Genomic DNA, 16713 nt, shown 5'->3' on the forward strand with positions numbered 1-16713 from the left:
TACAATATGAAGATTATACTATATATCATAATAACAGTTGCTACATTTTCAATTATGGAACTCATCACTTGGTTGACTCATAAATATGTGATGCATGGATTTTTATGGTATTTACATGAAGACCATCATCAACCCAAATACCCTCACGTTTTTGAAAAGAATGATGCTTTTTTTGTCATTTTTGCCATACCTAGTGTTTTGTTATTCTATTTCGGTCTCGTTCCTGAACTCAATTTTTTATTCTTTATAGGATTGGGTATATTTTTCTATGGCGTAACTTATTTTTTAATTCATGATGTTCTCATTCATCAACGTTTTAAATGGTTTAAAAACACAAAAAATAAGTTCTTATTAGGATTACGTAAAGCCCACAAAGTACATCACAAACATTTGGATAAAGAAGATGGTGAATGTTTTGGAATGTTGTATGTGCCTAAAAAATATCACGATCAGTACAAATAAATGGAATCATACACCTACTTGTTAGTTAATCTGGCGTGTGTGAGCATCCCTTTAATTGCCAGTTTCTATCCTAAACATGCATTTTACAAAAAGTGGTTTGCTTTTATAAAAGCTAGTTTAATAGTTGCTATTATATTCTTAATCTGGGATTATTGGTTTACTAAAATTGGCGTTTGGGGTTTTAATGAATATTATTTAACAGGGATCTACTTATTAAATTTACCATTAGAAGAGGTCCTGTTTTTTATATGTATTCCCTATTGCTGTGTGTTTACCTATTTTACATTTCAATATTTATTTAAGAAAAATCTGTTTGACAAAACTTTTCCAATTATAAATTATAGCTTGATAATAGTATTATTTATTGCAGCTATATTAAATTATAATAAACTTTATACTTCAATAACTTTTTTTAGTACCAGTGCTTATTTAAGCTACTTGGCATTTAGAAAAATAAATTTATCTTATTACTATTTAAGCTATTTATGTATTCTACCTTTCTTCCTTTTGAGCAATGGTATTTTAACAGGTAGTTTTCTTGTTGATCCGATTGTTTGGTATAATGACACTGAAAATTTAGGTATCAGATTGTTCAACATCCCAATTGAAGATAGTATATATGGGTTACTCTTGATTTTTATGAATATTCAATTGTTTGATTATTTCAATTCCAAAGCATAAAAAAAACCACTTTTACAAGTGGCTTTCAATATCTTATTTTCTAATTTCTTATGAGACTGCTTTCAATTTCTTGAGGGTTGTCTTGGTAATCTTATCTTCAGCATACGCTTTAGTAACCTTCAGTTCTTTATCATCACTTCCTGGCATTTCAAACATGGCATCAGTTAAAATCTCTTCACATAAAGAACGTAATCCACGAGCACCCAATTTATACTCTATAGCTTTTTCAACAATAAAATCTAATGCACCATCAGTAATACTAAATTCAATATCATCCATTTCAAACAACTTTTTGTATTGTTTAATAATGGCATTTTTAGGTTCAGTTAGAATAGCTCTTAAGGTTTGTGCATCTAGAGGATCCATATAGGTTAGTACGGGTAAACGACCAATAATTTCAGGTATTAATCCAAAATCCTTTAAATCTTTAGGAATAATATACTGCAATAAATTATCTTGATCTACGCGTTCATCAGACATGGAAGCACTATAACCAACCGCTTGCATGTTTAAACGCTTCGATATTACTTTTTCAATTCCATCAAAAGCACCACCTGCTATGAATAAAATATTCTCCGTGTTAACCTCTATAAATTTTTGATCTGGATGCTTACGACCTCCTTTTGGTGGTACATTCACTGTTGTTCCTTCTAATAACTTTAATAAAGCTTGCTGAACACCTTCACCTGAAACATCTCTTGTTATGGATGGATTATCACTCTTTCTAGCAATTTTATCAATCTCATCAATAAACACAATACCTTTTTCAGCTTTTTCTAAATTATAATCAGCGGCTTGTAATAATCGTGTTAAAATACTCTCTACATCTTCACCTACATAACCAGCTTCAGTCAAAACCGTAGCATCAACAATGGCTAGTGGCACATTAAGCATTTTTGCAACTGTTTTTGCCATCAAGGTTTTTCCTGTTCCTGTTTGGCCAACCATTATGATATTACTTTTTTGAATTTCAATATCATCATCCGTTGGCGGTTGCAATAACCTTTTGTAGTGATTGTAAACTGCAACAGACATAACCTTTTTCGTAGCCTCTTGCCCTATAATGTATTCATCTAGAAAACTCTTTATTTTTTGAGGTTTACGCAACATTAATTCGGCAGACAAATCACTGTTATCGCTTTGCTTTGATTCTTCTAAAACAATACCATGAGCTTGCTCAATACACCTATCACAAATATGCGCATCTAATCCGGCAATCAATAAATTGGTTTCTGGCTTTTTACGACCACAAAATGAACATTCTAAATCTTCCTTTGCCATAAATCTAATTTCTGTGTTTTATGTAACGATTAACTACGCACTAATATTTCGTCAATCATGCCATATTCTTTCGCTTTATCAGCTTTCATCCAATAATCACGATCACTATCAGCATATACTTTGTCGTAATCCTGACCTGAATGCTTACTTATTATTTTATACAATTCTTCTTTTAAAATAAGGATTTCTCTAGCCGTAATCTCAATATCACTAGCTTGTCCTTGAGCACCTCCAAGTGGTTGGTGTATCATAACACGCGAGTGCGTTAACCCACTGCGCTTCCCTTTTTCCCCTGCACAGAGCAACACAGCTCCCATTGATGCTGCCATACCAGTACATATCGTTGCAACATCTGGCTTAATGAATTGCATGGTGTCATAAATACCTAACCCAGCATAAACGCTTCCGCCTGGTGAGTTTATGTAAATTTGAATGTCCTTTGTCGAGTCTGTACTCTCTAAAAACAATAATTGAGCTTGAATAATATTAGCCACTTGATCGTTAATTCCTGTACCAAGAAAAATAATACGATCCATCATTAAACGTGAAAATACATCAAAAATAGCAATGTTCATTTGACGTTCTTCAATGATATTTGGAGTTAGATTTGTCGGGTACATACTGCTAATAATCTTATTATAATATGTGCTACTTATCCCTTGATCTTTTATTGCGAATTTTTCGAATTCTTTTGCGTAATCCATAGTTATTTTTAAATTTTTATGTAAAAAATTAGGCGCTGAATTTTTGTGTTTCAGCGCCTAAATATAAGGATTTATTCTTTAAAAGCTTGTTAAGGTTTACACAAGTCTAACCTTGCTTTTTATAGAATATATTGATTATTACTTATCACCATAAACCTCTTTAACAAAATCGTCATAAGTAATTTCTTTTGTTTTTATCTTGGCCTTTTCCTTGTAAAGTGCCAAAAGTCTTTGACTAATAATTTGTTCCGACATACGCCGTGCTTCTTCTTGATTAGATAACACACGTGCTGCAATATCTTCTAGTTCTTTATCTGAAGGATTCATTTGACCAAATTGTGCCATTTGAGCTTTAATCATGTTTTTTGCATGATCTTTAATGTCATCCATGGTTACCCTGATATCATTATCAGTAATTAATTTACCTTCAATTAACTGATAACGTAAACTCTTTTCCGATTTCTCATATTCCTCTTTTGCCTGCTCTTCAGTCAACTCATTTTCACCAGCTGTTTGCATCCATTTTTGTAAGAATGTAGTTGGTAAATCAAATTTGGTGTTTGCCACTAAATGTTCAGTAACGTCGTTCAATAACTTTTGATCCGATTGTTGGGTAAATTGCTTTTCAGCATCTTCTTTAATCTTATCTTTTAATTCAGTTACTGATGTCACTTTACCTTTACCAAACAATTTATCAAATAATTCTTGGTCTAAATCGGCTAACTCACGCGTATTAATTTCAGTGATTTCAAAAGTTACTGGAATATCTAACCCGTGAACATCATCGTGTGACAACTTTAAAGCATGCATAAGTTCATGCTCATCAGCATAAAGACCTTTTGTTTTTAATTCAATGACATCACCTACTTTAGAACCAACAAATTTCTTTTCAGTGGTTTTACCTTTAAATTTATCTAAAGTTAATGTAACTGTATTTTCAATTTCGCGTTCTTCGTTCTTGTAAACTCCAGTTATTTCACTGTCCTTTGAAACTTCAGTTTGAGAAATTAACTTCCCATATTGTTTTTGGATATTCTCAACTTGATCATTGATCATTTTATCACCAGCAACAATATTATAATGTGTGAATGCCTTTTTAGGCTCCAAATTCACCTCAAATTCAGGTGACAAACCTAATTCAAATTCAAATGACAATTTATCAGCATCCCAATCCAAATCGTCTTGAGGTTTTGGTAAAGGATTACCTAAAACGTCTAACTTTTCTTCAGTTAAATATTTGTTCAATGCATCTTGAAGTAATTTATTTACTTCATCAACCAATACAGCTTTTCCGTATTGCTTTTTAACCATTCCCATTGGCACATGTCCTTTTCTAAAACCGGGAATGTTAGCTGTTTTACGATAATCTGATAAGATTTTTTCAACTTTGTCGCTATAATCTTCTTTTGCAATATCTACTTTTACTACAGCATTTAAAGCATCAATGTTTTCTCTTGTAATATTCATTTTCTAACTATAAAAATTGGAGTGCAAAACTACTACTTTTTTTACACTCCAACAAAGTATTTTAACGTATTGTATTTCAGTCTGTTTTCTCGTCTCCCAAAACCGAATAAAATATAGATTGTAAGATGGTTAAAAGGATACTAAATAATAAAGCTGTCCAGAAACTACTCACCGTAAAACCACTTATTAAATTATCGGCTAGAAGTATAATACATGCGTTTATTACAAATAGAAATAGACCCAGTGTTAAAATGGTTGCAGGCAATGTAAACAGCACTAGTAATGGTTTGACAAAAATATTGAGCAGTCCTAAAACTGCCGCAACAATAATAGCTGTTGTGTAACCATCAACAGAAACACCAGATAGTAATTTTGACAATAAAACAACGGCCAAAGCCGTGAGCAATACCTTAAGAATAATTCTCATATTTTGAATTTTTTAATTTTTAAAAAGATACGAATTATTTTAATTCAGAAATGACACAACAGCATCATAAAAATCTTCAGGGTTTTCAGCATGTAACCAATGACCAGCATTTGCAATCGTTACAATTTTTGAATTTGGAAAATGATTTTTAATAATTGTTTCGTCTTGGTGACCAATATACTCTGATTTATCACCTCGCAAAAACAAAGTATTTCCCTCAAATTTAGCGTGCATTGGCAGAGATTCACCTACTTCTGCTACATGTTCCTTTAGCACATCTAGATTCATGCGTAATGCTAATTGACCTTTTTCTTTCCAATATAAATTTTTCAACAAAAACTGTCTTGTTCCAAAGTCTGAAACGTATTGTGCTAATTGTTTATCGGCCGCACCTCTACTCTTCAATTCTGCAAAATCAAAACTACTCAACCCATTAAGAATCGTATCATGATGAATGGGATAATAGCGTGGTGAAATATCTGCAACTAGTAGCTTGTTTACCATTTCAGGGTATTGAGTTGCAAACAACATAGCTGTTTTCCCTCCCATACTATGCCCTAAAAGCACGATATCATCTAGATCATTAGTCTCTAAATAATGTTTTAAATCGTTTACCATATCTTCATAGCTAAAGTTATCATCATGAAAACTTCTACCATGATTGCGTTGGTCAACTAAATGTACCTCATAGCCTATTTCGCTAAATTGTTGTCCAAGGGTTTTCCAATTATCTCCCATTCCTAAAAAACCATGAAGTATGATAAATGGCTTGCCTTCTCCCAAAACATTGGCGTATAATTCCATTACTTTAACTTTCTTAAATACATTTGAATTACATTTTCTGCTCCTAAATACAAACTTTCAGCAATTAACGCATGACCAATAGATACTTCTAACAGATTAGGAATATTTTGCTTGAAGAATTCAATATTATCTAAAGATAAATCGTGACCAGCGTTTACGCCAATATCTAAACTATCAGCCAAAATAGCGCATTCAGTATAAGGTTGAATTGCTTGTTTATTACCTAAACTATACTGGTGCGCGAAGGCTTCGGTATAAAGCTCTATTCTATCAGTTCCCGTTTCTTTGGCGCCTTCAATTTGTTTTAAAACAGGATCAACAAATATTGAAGTTCTTATACCATTGCTTTTAAACTCCTGAATGGTCTCTTGTAGAAAACTTTTATTTGTAATAGTATCCCAGCCTGCATTACTTGTAATCGCATCAACAGCATCTGGCACCAATGTGACTTGTGTTGGCTTTATTTCTAAAACCATTTTCACAAATTTCTCGATTGGATTCCCTTCTATATTATATTCAGTATAAACTTCAGATTTCAAATCGAAAGCGTCTTGATATCGAATATGCCTCTCATCTGGTCTTGGATGAATAGTGACACCTTCACCACCAAACCTTTGAACATCTTGAGCAAACCTAACAACATTTGGTTCGTTTCCTCCTCTCGAATTTCTTAATGTAGCTATCTTGTTTATGTTTACACTTAATTTTGTCATTATCTTATTTTTTGAAATACAAAAATACAAACTCATTAAGGCTTAATGTAGTATTTTTTAATTAATTTGCATGTTCATTAATTCATTCAAAAATGAATCTTTCAGATTACATTATTAACGACATAAAACCACTAAAAAACACTGATAAGGTTGGAGACATGCAAGGACTATTCAACCAGTTAACTTATTCACATATTCCAATAAAAAATGAATATGACGCGTATGTTGGCTGTATGTCAGAAACTGATGCTCATTGTTTTGATAATGACAAATCCATTAGCGAATATGCACATGCTATTGAGGGCTTTTTTGTAAGAGAAAACACCAATTGGTTAGATGTTTTAGAAGCTTTCGCAATGAATTCCACCAATATTATGCCTGTTTTGAGTCCGAAAAACATCTATTTAGGTTATTATGAACTAAACGATATTATTGGACTTTTTAATGAAACACCCTTTTTTGCCGAAGCTGGAGGTATTCTAATTGTTGAAAAAGGCTTGGTTGATTATTCCTTTAGTGAAGCATGTCAAATAGTAGAGTCCAATGATGGTAAACTTCTAGGTGCTTTTATTTCAAAAATTGAAAATGACATGGTACAAATCACTTTAAAAATAGGCAACACTGGACTGAATGATATTATGCAAACCTTCAGGCGTTATAGCTACAATGTGGTTTCTGGGCATGAAGAAGATAGCTATATACAAAGTCTTAAGGAACGATCAGAATATTTAAATAAATATTTAAACATGTAATATGAAAATAGCTGTTTTTGGTCAATCTTTTCAAAAAAGCAATGAAGAATCGCTTCATATTCTATTAAATTGTTTAAAAGACAAAAATATTACGGTTCATATTGAACGTCAGTTTTTTAATACAGCTAAAAATTTATTCAATAATCTTTTAGATTCAAATAATCACAACACATTTGATATACTAGACTCTAGTTTTGACTTACTCATAAGTATTGGCGGTGACGGTACAATCTTACGAGCCATTACTTTCGTGAAAGATTTAAATATCCCAATAATTGGAATAAACACGGGTCGCCTTGGGTTTTTAGCAACTATCCAAAATGAAGATATACCATCGGCTATTAGAGCTATTCTTGACAAAAAATATAAAATATCCGAGCGTAATCTCTTGACAATCTCAACCAATCCTGATTATGACGACTTCAAGATTCTTGATTTTGCTCTAAACGAAATTGCCGTCAGTCGTAAGAATACGACCTCTATGATTACCGTTGAAACGCGATTAAATGGCGAATATCTGACTTCCTACTGGAGTGACGGTTTAATAATATCAACACCTACAGGATCAACAGGGTATTCATTAAGTTGTGGTGGTCCAGTGATTACTCCTGATACCAATAGTTTTGTAATTACACCTATTGCACCACATAATTTAAGTGCTAGACCATTGGTAATTACAGACTCAACCGAGATTCAGTTGAAGGTTAGCGGTAGAGAAGATAATTTTCTGGTTTCATTAGACTCAAGAATTGCAACACTTTCAAACGATACAATTGTAACTATCAAAAAAGCACCCTTTAAAATTAAAATGGTTGAGTTGCTAGACGAAAGCTTTTTAGACACCCTAAGAAAAAAACTACTTTGGGGAGAAGACAAACGCAATTAAACAATAAAATCCTCTAAAAACAGTTTAAATCAAATACAATTTGAATCAAATTGTTATAGGCTAATCATATTTATTATATTTGCAAACTTTTGAACATTTATGAGGTATTTAACCGCAATAGTATTATTCTTTATCAGCAGCCAACTTTGTCAATCTCAAACACATGAAATTGGATTATTTGTTGGTGCCAGTAATTTTATTGGTGATGTTGGATCAACAAAATACATTGCTCCAAACAAACCAGCTTTTGGTGGTATCTATAAATGGAATAGGAGTCCACGTCACTCATTTAGGTTTTCTTTAATTTACAGCGAATTAGAGGGAAAGGATTCAAAATCTGATGACCCTAGGCGTGTACAACGTAATTATGAGTTTACAAATCAAATTATCGAGGCATCTGTAGGATTGGAATTCACATTTTTTGATTTTGATTTACACACAGGTAAAAACGTGGCAACACCTTATTTGTACACAGGAGTTACGGTAGCTTATCATGATAATTATTATTTTAATTCACAAGGAAACTTAACTTCAGAAAACACATCTAGTTATGCCTATGGTATTCCAATGGTCGTTGGTTTTAAAATGAATATTTTTGATAGCATCATCATAGCTGCCGAGATTGGTGCACGCTATACTTTTTCTGATGAATTAGACGGTAGTGTACCAGACTCTAAAAACATACAGGACGTTTATAGTTTTGGCAATATAAACAACAATGATTGGTACATGTTTACTGGCATTACCTTAACTTATACTTTTGGAAAAAAACCTTGCTTTTGCATTTTTTAAATGAACTTAAAAGAATCCATTAATACTAAATCATTACCGAAACACATAGCTATCATAATGGATGGTAATGGTCGTTGGGCTAAACAAAAAGGTCTTTTAAGAACGGTTGGACATGAAAATGGCACGAAATCGGTAAGAGAAACGGTTGAAGCTTGTGCTGAATTAGGTATTGAAAATTTAACCCTATATGCTTTTTCAACCGAAAATTGGAACAGACCTAAAATTGAGGTTCAAACGCTTATGAAGCTTCTAGTCTCTTCATTAAAAAAAGAAATCAAAACTTTAGAGGAAAATGACATCAAACTTACCGCTATTGGTTGCTTGAATGAACTTCCAAAAAAAGCTTACAGAGAATTACAAGAGGTCATTGAAAAAACAAAAGACAACAAGCACATGTGTTTGACGCTAGCTTTAAGCTATGGGTCAAGAGAAGAAATATTAAATACCGTTAAAAAAATAAGTGCTAAAGTTAAAAATAATATAATTTCGCTAGAAAAAATTGATGAATCGGTTATAAATGAGCATCTTTACACGCGAAATTTACCAGACGTAGATTTATTGATACGCACCAGCGGTGAGCAACGTATCAGTAATTTTCTATTATGGCAAATAGCTTATGCTGAATTTTATTTTACACCTGTTCTTTGGCCAGATTTTACCAAGCAGTGTTTATATGAGGCCATTATTGAATATCAAAAAAGAGAAAGACGATTTGGGAAAACAAGTGAACAACTTAATTAAGCTAACTTCATTGAGAACATATATAGGTTTTATAATTACATTCACATTTTTACTAGCTAATTTCAGTGCACTAGCCCAAGATGGCTTAAATACTAGCACAGGTAAAATGTATACGTTAGGTGATATTTCTGTTTCAGGAAATACCCATTTTAGCCCTCAAACTATTGTAACGTATTCAGGATTAAGAAAAGGGCAAGAAATATTAATACCTGGTGATAAAATAAGTGAGGCCATAAAGAAATTATGGAAATCCAACTTATTTAGTGATATCAATATTTATTTAGTAAAAACTGAAGGAGAAACGGCATATCTTGAAATAAGGCTATTTGATTTACCTGAATTGAACGAACTCAAAATTAATGGTATTAAAAAAGGAAAGAAAGATGATTTGATTGATGAAAACAATCTTCAAACAGGCGTTAAAGTAACTGAAAACCTTTTGACAACTACCAAAAATTATCTCACTCATAAATACCAAAAGGAAGGCTATTTAAACACTAAAGTTTACATTAATACCATTGAGGTTAAAGATTCTACCAGCAGACCTCAAGTAAATATGGTATTGAACATTGACAAAGGGCAAAAAGTTAAGGTTAGAGATATTGAATTTATTGGTAACACTGTTTTTAAAGAGTCTAAACTAAAAAAGGCTATGAAAAACACAAAACAAAAAAACTTTGTACGTGTTTTTAAACGATCTAAATATATAGAAGAGAGTTACAAAGAAGATTTAGTTAGTCTAATTGATAAATACAAAGAAAATGGTTATCGTGATGCTCGTGTGATTTCAGATACTATAGTTCATAATAATAGTAAAGATATTACATTGAAAATTAATTTGGAAGAGGGTCAACAATACCGATTTGGGAAAATTGATTTCATTGGAAATACTGTTTATTCAGATCAAACTTTAAAAAATGTACTCCGTATCAATGAAGGTGATATTTATAATGGTGTAGAATTGGAAAAACGCATAGCTGATGATTCAAGACCAGATGCCCAAGATATAACCAATTTATATCAAAATTCTGGTTATTTGTTTTCAACCATTAATCCTGTTGAAGTAAATACCGAAGGTAATGTTATAGATATGGAAATCCGTATCTCTGAAGGAAAGCCAGTTTATTTCAACAACATTTCGGTTTCTGGTAATGATACTACAAATGATAAAGTTATCTATAGGGAGTTACATACTCGCCCAGGTCAACTATATAGTAAAGAAAATGTAGTTAGAACCATTAGGGAATTAAGTCAACTAGGTTATTTTGATGCAGAGCAGATTGGAACAAACTTTAACAACCCAAATCCCAACGAAGGCACTATTGATTTAGAGTATGTAGTAGTTGAAACAGGCTCAAGTCAAATAGAACTACAAGGTGGCTACGGTGGTGGTGGTTTTATAGGAACACTTGGTCTGTCATTTAACAATTTCTCCTTAAAGAACATTTTTAATTTGGATGCTTACAAACCAGTACCAAGAGGAGATGGTCAAAAACTATCATTACGATTACAAATAAGTCGTTTTTTCCGTACCTATAGCTTTTCTTTTACTGAACCATGGATGGGAGGAAAAAAGCCTGTACAGTTTTCAACATCTATATCTCACTCCCAACAGTTTTTATATGACCCTATAAGTGGAAGTGCAGATAAAGATAAGCGTTTCAATATCACAGGTGTTACAGTTGGACTTGCAAAAAGACTTACTATTCCTGATAACTATTTTACACTCTCGCAAGCAATAAGTTTTCAGCATTACAATTTAAAAAATTACAATACAGGACTGTTTACTTTTGGCGATGGTTACTCCAACAACCTATCTTACTCTGTTGGATTGAGTAGAAACAACACTTACAACGATCCTATTTTCCCAATAGGTGGTTCAAACTTTAGTATCAGTACAAAACTATCATTACCTTATTCCCTTTTTAATGGTGTGGATTATGAAGAATTAGCAGAAGAAAGAGAAGATTTAGATGAACTAATTAACAATCCCGATCCAAATATTAATCCAAACTCAAGAACAGATGCTGCTCAACGTATAGCTGAAATTGATCAAGAGCGTTTTAAATGGTTGGAATTTTATAAAATAAAAATGAAAGGTGACTGGTACACTAGATTAGTTGATAAATTAATCGTTAAATCATCAGTTGAATTTGGATTCCTTGGCGCCTACAATCAAGACAGAGGTGTAATTCCTTTTGAAAGGTTCTTTTTAGGTGGTGATGGTCTTGGTAACTTTAGTTTAGATGGACGTGAGGCAATTGCCCTTCGAGGTTATCCAAATCAATCATTACAACCATTAGATGAAAATGGATTTTTAACAAATGATGGTGGGACTATTTATAATAAGTTCTCAATGGAACTACGATACCCAGTAAGTTTAAAACAACAAGCCAAGATTTTTGTTCTTGGTTTTGTTGAAGGTGGTGTATCGTATAATGACTTTAAAGATTATAATCCATTTGCATTGTATAGATCGTCCGGTGCCGGATTACGAATATTCATGCCTGCTTTCGGATTATTGGGTATTGATTTTGGTTACGGATTTGATCCATTACCTGGTCAATCTAAACCAAACGGATGGGAAACACATTTTATAATTGGTCAGCAATTTTAATTTTGGCACGATATTTTCTATTGACAGTTTAGTTATTTAAAACTTGAATTAATTTTTTTAAAATTAAATTTCCTTAATTTTGGAAAGATAAATTCAGAATGATTAGAATAATTATAAAAGTCTGTCGTTTTAGAATTTATAAGCCAACAAATTATAAAATATGAAACAGATGAAATTAAAAGTTCTTTTTTTAGTGACAGCAATGTTCATGTTGAGCCTTTCTTCGTTTGCACAACGAGGTGTTAGAATAGGTTACATTGACACTGAATATATACTTGAAAATGTTCCTGAATATCAAGAAGCAACTTTACAATTGGAGAATAAAGTTCAAAAGTGGAAAAGCGAAATAGAAACACAGTTAAGTAGTATTGAACAAAAACGCAAAGATTTAAGCAACGAAAAAGCCCTTTTAACAAAAGAGCTTATTGAAGAACGTGAGGAAGATATCGCTTTTGAAGAAAAAGAAATATTAGATTATCAACAAAAACGATTTGGACCCAATGGCGATTTAATGATTCAAAAGAAACAATTAATCCAACCCATTCAAGACCAAATTTTTGCAGCTGTTCAGGATATAGCAGATAAGCAGAAATACGATTTTGTTTTTGACAAATCGGCTGATGTAGTCATGCTTTATTCAGCGAAACGTTTTGACTTTAGCGAACAAGTTATTAGAAGTATAACTAGAAGCGCCAAGAGGAAGCAAGCTGGTTCAAAAGCTGAACGTAAAGCAGCCGAAGAAGAAGATGTTGTGATAGAAGTCAATGAAGAACTAGAAGCTAAACAAGCCGCTGATGATGAACGTAAGCAAGCAGTTTTAGATGAGCGCGAAGCCAGAAAACAAGCAGCCCAAAAAAGAAGAGATAGTATTATTGAAGCTCGTAATGCTGCTAGAGAGGCAAAATTAAGAGAACGAAACCAAGAAACGGTTGATGACATTCAGAGTGAAAGTGAAAATGTAAGTGATGGTGAAGCACCGGCAGATGAGGAAACAAAAACACCTGAACAAATAGCTGAAGAAAGAAGACAAGCTAAAATTGCTGATAGAGAACGTAGAAAACAAGAACTTGAAGCGCGTAAACAACAAATTTTAGAAGAAAGACAACGAGCAAAGGAAGAAAGAGAAAATCAAAATAGTAACACGGAAGAGACCGACGACGATGGCGGTGATGACAATTAATAATTTATAACACACATTAATACTTTTAAAAATGAAACAATTTAAAACCCTTTTATTTGCAGCAGCACTATTTATTGGAGCGACAAGTTTTACACAAGCTCAAAGTAAAGTTGCGCATATTAATACTCAAGATTTAATTCAAGCCATGCCAGAAATGGCTGCAGCACAAGCTGAAATGGAAAAACTTGGAAAAACTTACGAGGCTGATATCAAAGCTATGGCTACTGAATATCAAAATAAAATGAAGCAGTACGAGGCCGAAGCATCATCAAAAACAGATGAAGAAAACCAAAAACGTTTAGTTGAAGTTCAAACGATGCAACAAAACATACAACAGTATCAAGGAACTGCTCAACAACAAATGCAAGAAAAAGAATTGGCTTTATTAAAACCAATTACCGAAAAAGCTAAAGCTGCTATATTAAAAGTAGCTAGAGCTCAAGGATTTCAATATGTTTTAGACTCTACTCAAGGTGGTGGTGTCATCATGGCAGATGGTAAAAACCTATTGGACGACGTTAAAAAAGAATTAGGAATTTAATTCCAAAAAAATAAAATTTGAAAAGCCACTTTATAGAGTGGCTTTTTTTATTTTTGATATTATGAGCAGCAAACCTATAGGCATATTCGACTCTGGTGTTGGAGGAACCTCCATTTGGAAAGAACTTAAAGCGCTTTTACCTTTTGAAAACACCATTTATCTAGCTGATAGTAAAAATGCTCCTTATGGTAACAAATCAAAAGAAGCTATACTCGGCTTAAGTATTAAAAATACGGAACTGCTTATAGAAAAGGGTTGCAAAATTATTGTAGTAGCTTGTAATACAGCAACCACAAATGCCATAAAAGAGTTACGAGAAAAATATGATGTCCCTTTTATAGGTATAGAACCAGCCATTAAACCTGCTGCCCTTAAAACACAAACTAAGGCTATTGGTATTTTGGCTACAAAAGGCACCTTGACCAGCGAGTTATTTCATAAAACCACAGATTTATACAGTAATGGTATAAGAGTTGTTGAACAGGAAGGTGAAGGCATTGTTCCACTCATTGAATTAGGGAAAATCCATTCAGAAGAAATGCACGCTTTATTACAGCTTTACATTAAACCCATGATAGATGCCAATATTGATTACTTGGTTCTAGGTTGTACACATTATCCTTACCTGATACCTCAATTACTAAACATACTACCTAGTAATGTAAATATTATTGATTCAGGTGAAGCTGTTGCTAAACAAACAAAAACTGTTTTAGGTCAGCACAATTTGTTGAACTCAAATGCCCAAAAGCCAAAGCATCTTTTTTATAGCAACTCGGAAACAGAAATATTGGCTTCATTAATTGGAAAGGATAAAGACATTCATTATTTAGACTTTTAATCTGATCTTTTAAATAGAAAATCCACCTTGCGCTTTTGTCCATTGACTGAACCTTCTATCCATGCATGAATAGAATCCTGGGTTGGATTTGAATAGGTAATACGCGTTGGGAAATCATGTTCTGGATTTTCAAAAGTGAAAATACCTTTTTTTGAATCACGCATTTTAAACGTTACGGGCTGATCATTATTCTGCTGATAGGCAATTACTGTGAAATACACATCGTCTCCGTTTTGTTTTAGCGTAACTTTTTCTGCAAAAACAGTATCTGTTCCAATTAAGGTAAAACTGTGGCCTAAAAGGGTACTATCGTTTTCTTGAGTCCAATGTTCAAATGATTGTTCGAGTTCAGTAACATTTTCCCAATTACCCTTAAGCCATTTTAACTGTTCTATTTTGGCAAATTTACTAACTGCTATTTCAATTGATTTATCGTCTTTCTTACATGCTAAGATTAAGAGTAAAACAAATACTAATAATATTATATTTTTCATAGGTTATCTTCTTTAAACCAGCTAGAATACTTCACATAATTGTTAGCAATTCTATCTATTTCACCTGAAATTAAAGCTTCGCTCACATCTTTAACTTTTTTGGCTGGAACCCCAGCATATATACTTCCTGCTTTTACATGCGTGTTTTGTGTTACTACAGCTCCTGCAGCAATAATGCTATTGCTTTCCACAATGCAATCATCCATCACTATACTTCCCATACCTATTAAAACATTATCATGAATGGTACAACCATGTACTATGGCATTGTGCCCTATAGAAACATTGTTTCCTATGGTAGTTGGTGATTTTTGATAAGTAGCATGAATAACTGCTCCATCTTGAACGTTAACTTTATTACCCATCTTTATAAAATGCACATCACCTCTAACAACCGCATTAAACCAGATACTGCATGCGTTACCCATACTGACATCGCCAACAATGGTCGCATTTTCTGCTATATAACAATTGCTAGGTATTTCAGGGTTTTTTCCGTTTACAGATTTTATAATAGGCATATTGTTATTTCTTTAATTTGTAAATTTCTTAAAATAAAACAGCTAGAATTTCTTTAAATAATAAAATATAAGCTATTTAAAATACGATAATAAATCTGACTTTTTGGAAGCAGAAACCATAATTTGTTTACCATTGCTTAAAACAACGCTACCTCCTTTTCCTTTCACATACTTAACAACCTCATTGACATTAACTAAATACGATTTGTGAACACGGGCAAAGCCACCAGCATTCAAAGCCTCTTCAAAATACTTCAGTGTTTTACTTACTAATTTCTTTTTATTATTGTTCAAGTAAATTTCGGTGTAGTTATCATCAGCCTTACAAAATAAAATATCTGCTGTATTAATAACTTCAAATCCATCTTGTTGCGGAATAGTAATTTTACCATTTACAGCATTCGTTTTAGGCACCAGTACTTCTTCATGCAGTGCATTTTCCTTTGTTTTTATTTCCGTGACATAATCTACTGCCTTAATTAACTCTTCAATTGAAATAGGCTTCATTAAGTAATACGAAGCATGAGCATTTAGTGCATCAATGGCGTAATGATTGTATGCTGTTACAAAAATAGTTTCAAAATCAATGTCACCTACTTTCTCTAACAAATCAAAGGCATTGCCAAATGGCATTTCAACATCCAGAAAAACTAAATCTAATTCATTGTTTCGAATGAGTATTAAAGCTTCATCTATATTTTCGGCCTCACCCAAAACCTTTACGTTTGGGCAATATTTACTCAAGTAATTCTTTAAAATATCTCGGCTAGTTTTTTCGTCTTCGACTATTATAGCGTTTAGTTTCATAA

Annotated in this window: 19 protein-coding genes; 10 read left to right on the forward strand and 9 right to left on the reverse strand. The window is 32.7% G+C overall.

The window, feature by feature from the left end:
* Nucleotides 1-6 precede the first annotated feature (6 nt).
* Nucleotides 7-462: a sterol desaturase family protein gene (locus C1S72_RS06070; protein WP_205527084.1), complete on the forward strand. Its 456-nt coding sequence runs from the start codon at nucleotides 7-9 to the stop codon at nucleotides 460-462.
* Nucleotides 463-1143: a lycopene cyclase domain-containing protein gene (locus C1S72_RS06075; RefSeq protein WP_104734746.1), complete on the forward strand. Its 681-nt coding sequence runs from the start codon at nucleotides 463-465 to the stop codon at nucleotides 1141-1143.
* A gap of 48 nt (nucleotides 1144-1191) precedes the next feature.
* On the opposite strand, the gene clpX is transcribed toward C1S72_RS06075, so the two are convergent.
* The 6 genes from clpX to C1S72_RS06105 all read right to left on the reverse strand — a co-directional run bounded on the left by clpX (nucleotide 1192) and on the right by C1S72_RS06105 (nucleotide 6539).
* The gene (clpX, locus tag C1S72_RS06080) at nucleotides 1192-2424 is read right to left on the reverse strand and encodes an ATP-dependent Clp protease ATP-binding subunit ClpX (protein ID WP_104734747.1); all 1233 of its coding nucleotides are present in this window, start codon (nucleotides 2422-2424) and stop codon (nucleotides 1192-1194) included.
* A 29-nt stretch (nucleotides 2425-2453) separates the two neighbouring features.
* Entirely contained in the window at nucleotides 2454-3128 is a 675-nt protein-coding gene (gene clpP / locus C1S72_RS06085) for an ATP-dependent Clp endopeptidase proteolytic subunit ClpP (RefSeq protein WP_104734748.1), read from the reverse strand.
* Between the two features lie 138 nt (nucleotides 3129-3266).
* A complete protein-coding gene (gene tig, locus C1S72_RS06090; protein ID WP_104734749.1) occupies nucleotides 3267-4595 on the reverse strand; it encodes a trigger factor in 1329 nt (442 codons plus the stop codon).
* A 76-nt stretch (nucleotides 4596-4671) separates the two neighbouring features.
* Nucleotides 4672-5022, reverse strand: coding sequence for a phage holin family protein (locus tag C1S72_RS06095; RefSeq protein WP_104734750.1), 351 nt, complete (start codon nucleotides 5020-5022; stop codon nucleotides 4672-4674).
* A 39-nt stretch (nucleotides 5023-5061) separates the two neighbouring features.
* Nucleotides 5062-5826, reverse strand: coding sequence for an alpha/beta fold hydrolase (locus tag C1S72_RS06100; protein WP_104734751.1), 765 nt, complete (start codon nucleotides 5824-5826; stop codon nucleotides 5062-5064).
* Entirely contained in the window at nucleotides 5826-6539 is a 714-nt protein-coding gene (locus C1S72_RS06105; RefSeq protein WP_104734752.1) for a pyridoxine 5'-phosphate synthase, read from the reverse strand. Before C1S72_RS06105 ends, C1S72_RS06100 begins: the two co-directional genes overlap by 1 nt.
* A gap of 92 nt (nucleotides 6540-6631) precedes the next feature.
* Here C1S72_RS06105 and C1S72_RS06110 point away from each other — a divergent pair, with 92 nt between their 5' ends.
* The 8 genes from C1S72_RS06110 (at nucleotide 6632) to murI (ending at nucleotide 14889) form a co-directional block, all read left to right on the forward strand.
* The gene (locus tag C1S72_RS06110; RefSeq protein ID WP_104734753.1) at nucleotides 6632-7291 is read left to right on the forward strand and encodes a CBS domain-containing protein; all 660 of its coding nucleotides are present in this window, start codon (nucleotides 6632-6634) and stop codon (nucleotides 7289-7291) included.
* 1 nt (nucleotide 7292) lies between these two features.
* The gene (locus C1S72_RS06115; protein WP_104734754.1) at nucleotides 7293-8177 is read left to right on the forward strand and encodes an NAD kinase; all 885 of its coding nucleotides are present in this window, start codon (nucleotides 7293-7295) and stop codon (nucleotides 8175-8177) included.
* 99 nt (nucleotides 8178-8276) lie between these two features.
* Complete coding sequence (porG, locus tag C1S72_RS06120) at nucleotides 8277-8969, forward strand: type IX secretion system protein PorG (protein WP_104734755.1); 693 nt, start codon at nucleotides 8277-8279, stop codon at nucleotides 8967-8969.
* Nucleotides 8970-9710: an isoprenyl transferase gene (locus tag C1S72_RS06125; protein WP_104734756.1), complete on the forward strand. Its 741-nt coding sequence runs from the start codon at nucleotides 8970-8972 to the stop codon at nucleotides 9708-9710.
* Nucleotides 9643-12327, forward strand: a complete 2685-nt coding sequence (gene bamA / locus C1S72_RS06130) for an outer membrane protein assembly factor BamA (RefSeq protein ID WP_104734757.1) — start codon at nucleotides 9643-9645, stop codon at nucleotides 12325-12327. The genes C1S72_RS06125 and bamA overlap by 68 nt, the downstream gene beginning before the upstream one ends.
* Before the next feature lie 169 nt (nucleotides 12328-12496).
* Entirely contained in the window at nucleotides 12497-13507 is a 1011-nt protein-coding gene (locus tag C1S72_RS06135) for an OmpH family outer membrane protein (RefSeq protein ID WP_104735803.1), read from the forward strand.
* Nucleotides 13508-13538: 31 nt separating this feature from the next.
* Nucleotides 13539-14048, forward strand: a complete 510-nt coding sequence (locus C1S72_RS06140; RefSeq protein WP_104734758.1) for an OmpH family outer membrane protein — start codon at nucleotides 13539-13541, stop codon at nucleotides 14046-14048.
* A gap of 61 nt (nucleotides 14049-14109) precedes the next feature.
* Nucleotides 14110-14889: a glutamate racemase gene (murI, locus tag C1S72_RS06145; protein ID WP_104735804.1), complete on the forward strand. Its 780-nt coding sequence runs from the start codon at nucleotides 14110-14112 to the stop codon at nucleotides 14887-14889.
* Here the strand turns inward: murI and C1S72_RS06150 are convergent.
* The 3 genes from C1S72_RS06150 to C1S72_RS06160 form a co-directional block, all read right to left on the reverse strand.
* A complete protein-coding gene (locus tag C1S72_RS06150; RefSeq protein WP_104734759.1) occupies nucleotides 14886-15383 on the reverse strand; it encodes a DUF6265 family protein in 498 nt (165 codons plus the stop codon). The genes murI and C1S72_RS06150 overlap by 4 nt on opposite strands.
* Nucleotides 15380-15904 carry a gamma carbonic anhydrase family protein gene (locus C1S72_RS06155; RefSeq protein WP_104734760.1) on the reverse strand — a complete coding sequence of 175 codons (525 nt, stop codon included), beginning with the start codon at nucleotides 15902-15904 and terminating at the stop codon, nucleotides 15380-15382. Before C1S72_RS06155 ends, C1S72_RS06150 begins: the two co-directional genes overlap by 4 nt.
* A gap of 72 nt (nucleotides 15905-15976) precedes the next feature.
* A complete protein-coding gene (locus C1S72_RS06160) occupies nucleotides 15977-16711 on the reverse strand; it encodes a LytR/AlgR family response regulator transcription factor (protein ID WP_104734761.1) in 735 nt (244 codons plus the stop codon).
* Nucleotides 16712-16713: the final 2 nt, after the last annotated feature.

The sequence above is a fragment of the Hanstruepera ponticola genome, from assembly GCF_002940745.1.
Classification (GTDB): Bacteria; Bacteroidota; Bacteroidia; order Flavobacteriales; family Flavobacteriaceae; genus Hanstruepera; species Hanstruepera ponticola.

What these genes read in the sequence shown, in the direction of transcription:
- C1S72_RS06070 (WP_205527084.1), top strand. Translation starts at nt 7, where the DNA reads ATGAAGATTATACTATATATCATAATAACAGTTGCTACATTTTCAATT.
- C1S72_RS06075 (WP_104734746.1), top strand. Translation starts at nt 463, where the DNA reads ATGGAATCATACACCTACTTGTTAGTTAATCTGGCGTGTGTGAGCATC.
- clpX (WP_104734747.1), bottom strand. Translation starts at nt 2,424, where the DNA reads ATGGCAAAGGAAGATTTAGAATGTTCATTTTGTGGTCGTAAAAAGCCA.
- clpP (WP_104734748.1), bottom strand. Translation starts at nt 3,128, where the DNA reads ATGGATTACGCAAAAGAATTCGAAAAATTCGCAATAAAAGATCAAGGG.
- tig (WP_104734749.1), bottom strand. Translation starts at nt 4,595, where the DNA reads ATGAATATTACAAGAGAAAACATTGATGCTTTAAATGCTGTAGTAAAA.
- C1S72_RS06095 (WP_104734750.1), bottom strand. Translation starts at nt 5,022, where the DNA reads ATGAGAATTATTCTTAAGGTATTGCTCACGGCTTTGGCCGTTGTTTTA.
- C1S72_RS06100 (WP_104734751.1), bottom strand. Translation starts at nt 5,826, where the DNA reads ATGGAATTATACGCCAATGTTTTGGGAGAAGGCAAGCCATTTATCATA.
- C1S72_RS06105 (WP_104734752.1), bottom strand. Translation starts at nt 6,539, where the DNA reads ATGACAAAATTAAGTGTAAACATAAACAAGATAGCTACATTAAGAAAT.
- C1S72_RS06110 (WP_104734753.1), top strand. Translation starts at nt 6,632, where the DNA reads ATGAATCTTTCAGATTACATTATTAACGACATAAAACCACTAAAAAAC.
- C1S72_RS06115 (WP_104734754.1), top strand. Translation starts at nt 7,293, where the DNA reads ATGAAAATAGCTGTTTTTGGTCAATCTTTTCAAAAAAGCAATGAAGAA.
- porG (WP_104734755.1), top strand. Translation starts at nt 8,277, where the DNA reads ATGAGGTATTTAACCGCAATAGTATTATTCTTTATCAGCAGCCAACTT.
- C1S72_RS06125 (WP_104734756.1), top strand. Translation starts at nt 8,970, where the DNA reads ATGAACTTAAAAGAATCCATTAATACTAAATCATTACCGAAACACATA.
- bamA (WP_104734757.1), top strand. Translation starts at nt 9,643, where the DNA reads ATGAGGCCATTATTGAATATCAAAAAAGAGAAAGACGATTTGGGAAAA.
- C1S72_RS06135 (WP_104735803.1), top strand. Translation starts at nt 12,497, where the DNA reads ATGAAATTAAAAGTTCTTTTTTTAGTGACAGCAATGTTCATGTTGAGC.
- C1S72_RS06140 (WP_104734758.1), top strand. Translation starts at nt 13,539, where the DNA reads ATGAAACAATTTAAAACCCTTTTATTTGCAGCAGCACTATTTATTGGA.
- murI (WP_104735804.1), top strand. Translation starts at nt 14,110, where the DNA reads ATGAGCAGCAAACCTATAGGCATATTCGACTCTGGTGTTGGAGGAACC.
- C1S72_RS06150 (WP_104734759.1), bottom strand. Translation starts at nt 15,383, where the DNA reads ATGAAAAATATAATATTATTAGTATTTGTTTTACTCTTAATCTTAGCA.
- C1S72_RS06155 (WP_104734760.1), bottom strand. Translation starts at nt 15,904, where the DNA reads ATGCCTATTATAAAATCTGTAAACGGAAAAAACCCTGAAATACCTAGC.
- C1S72_RS06160 (WP_104734761.1), bottom strand. Translation starts at nt 16,711, where the DNA reads ATGAAACTAAACGCTATAATAGTCGAAGACGAAAAAACTAGCCGAGAT.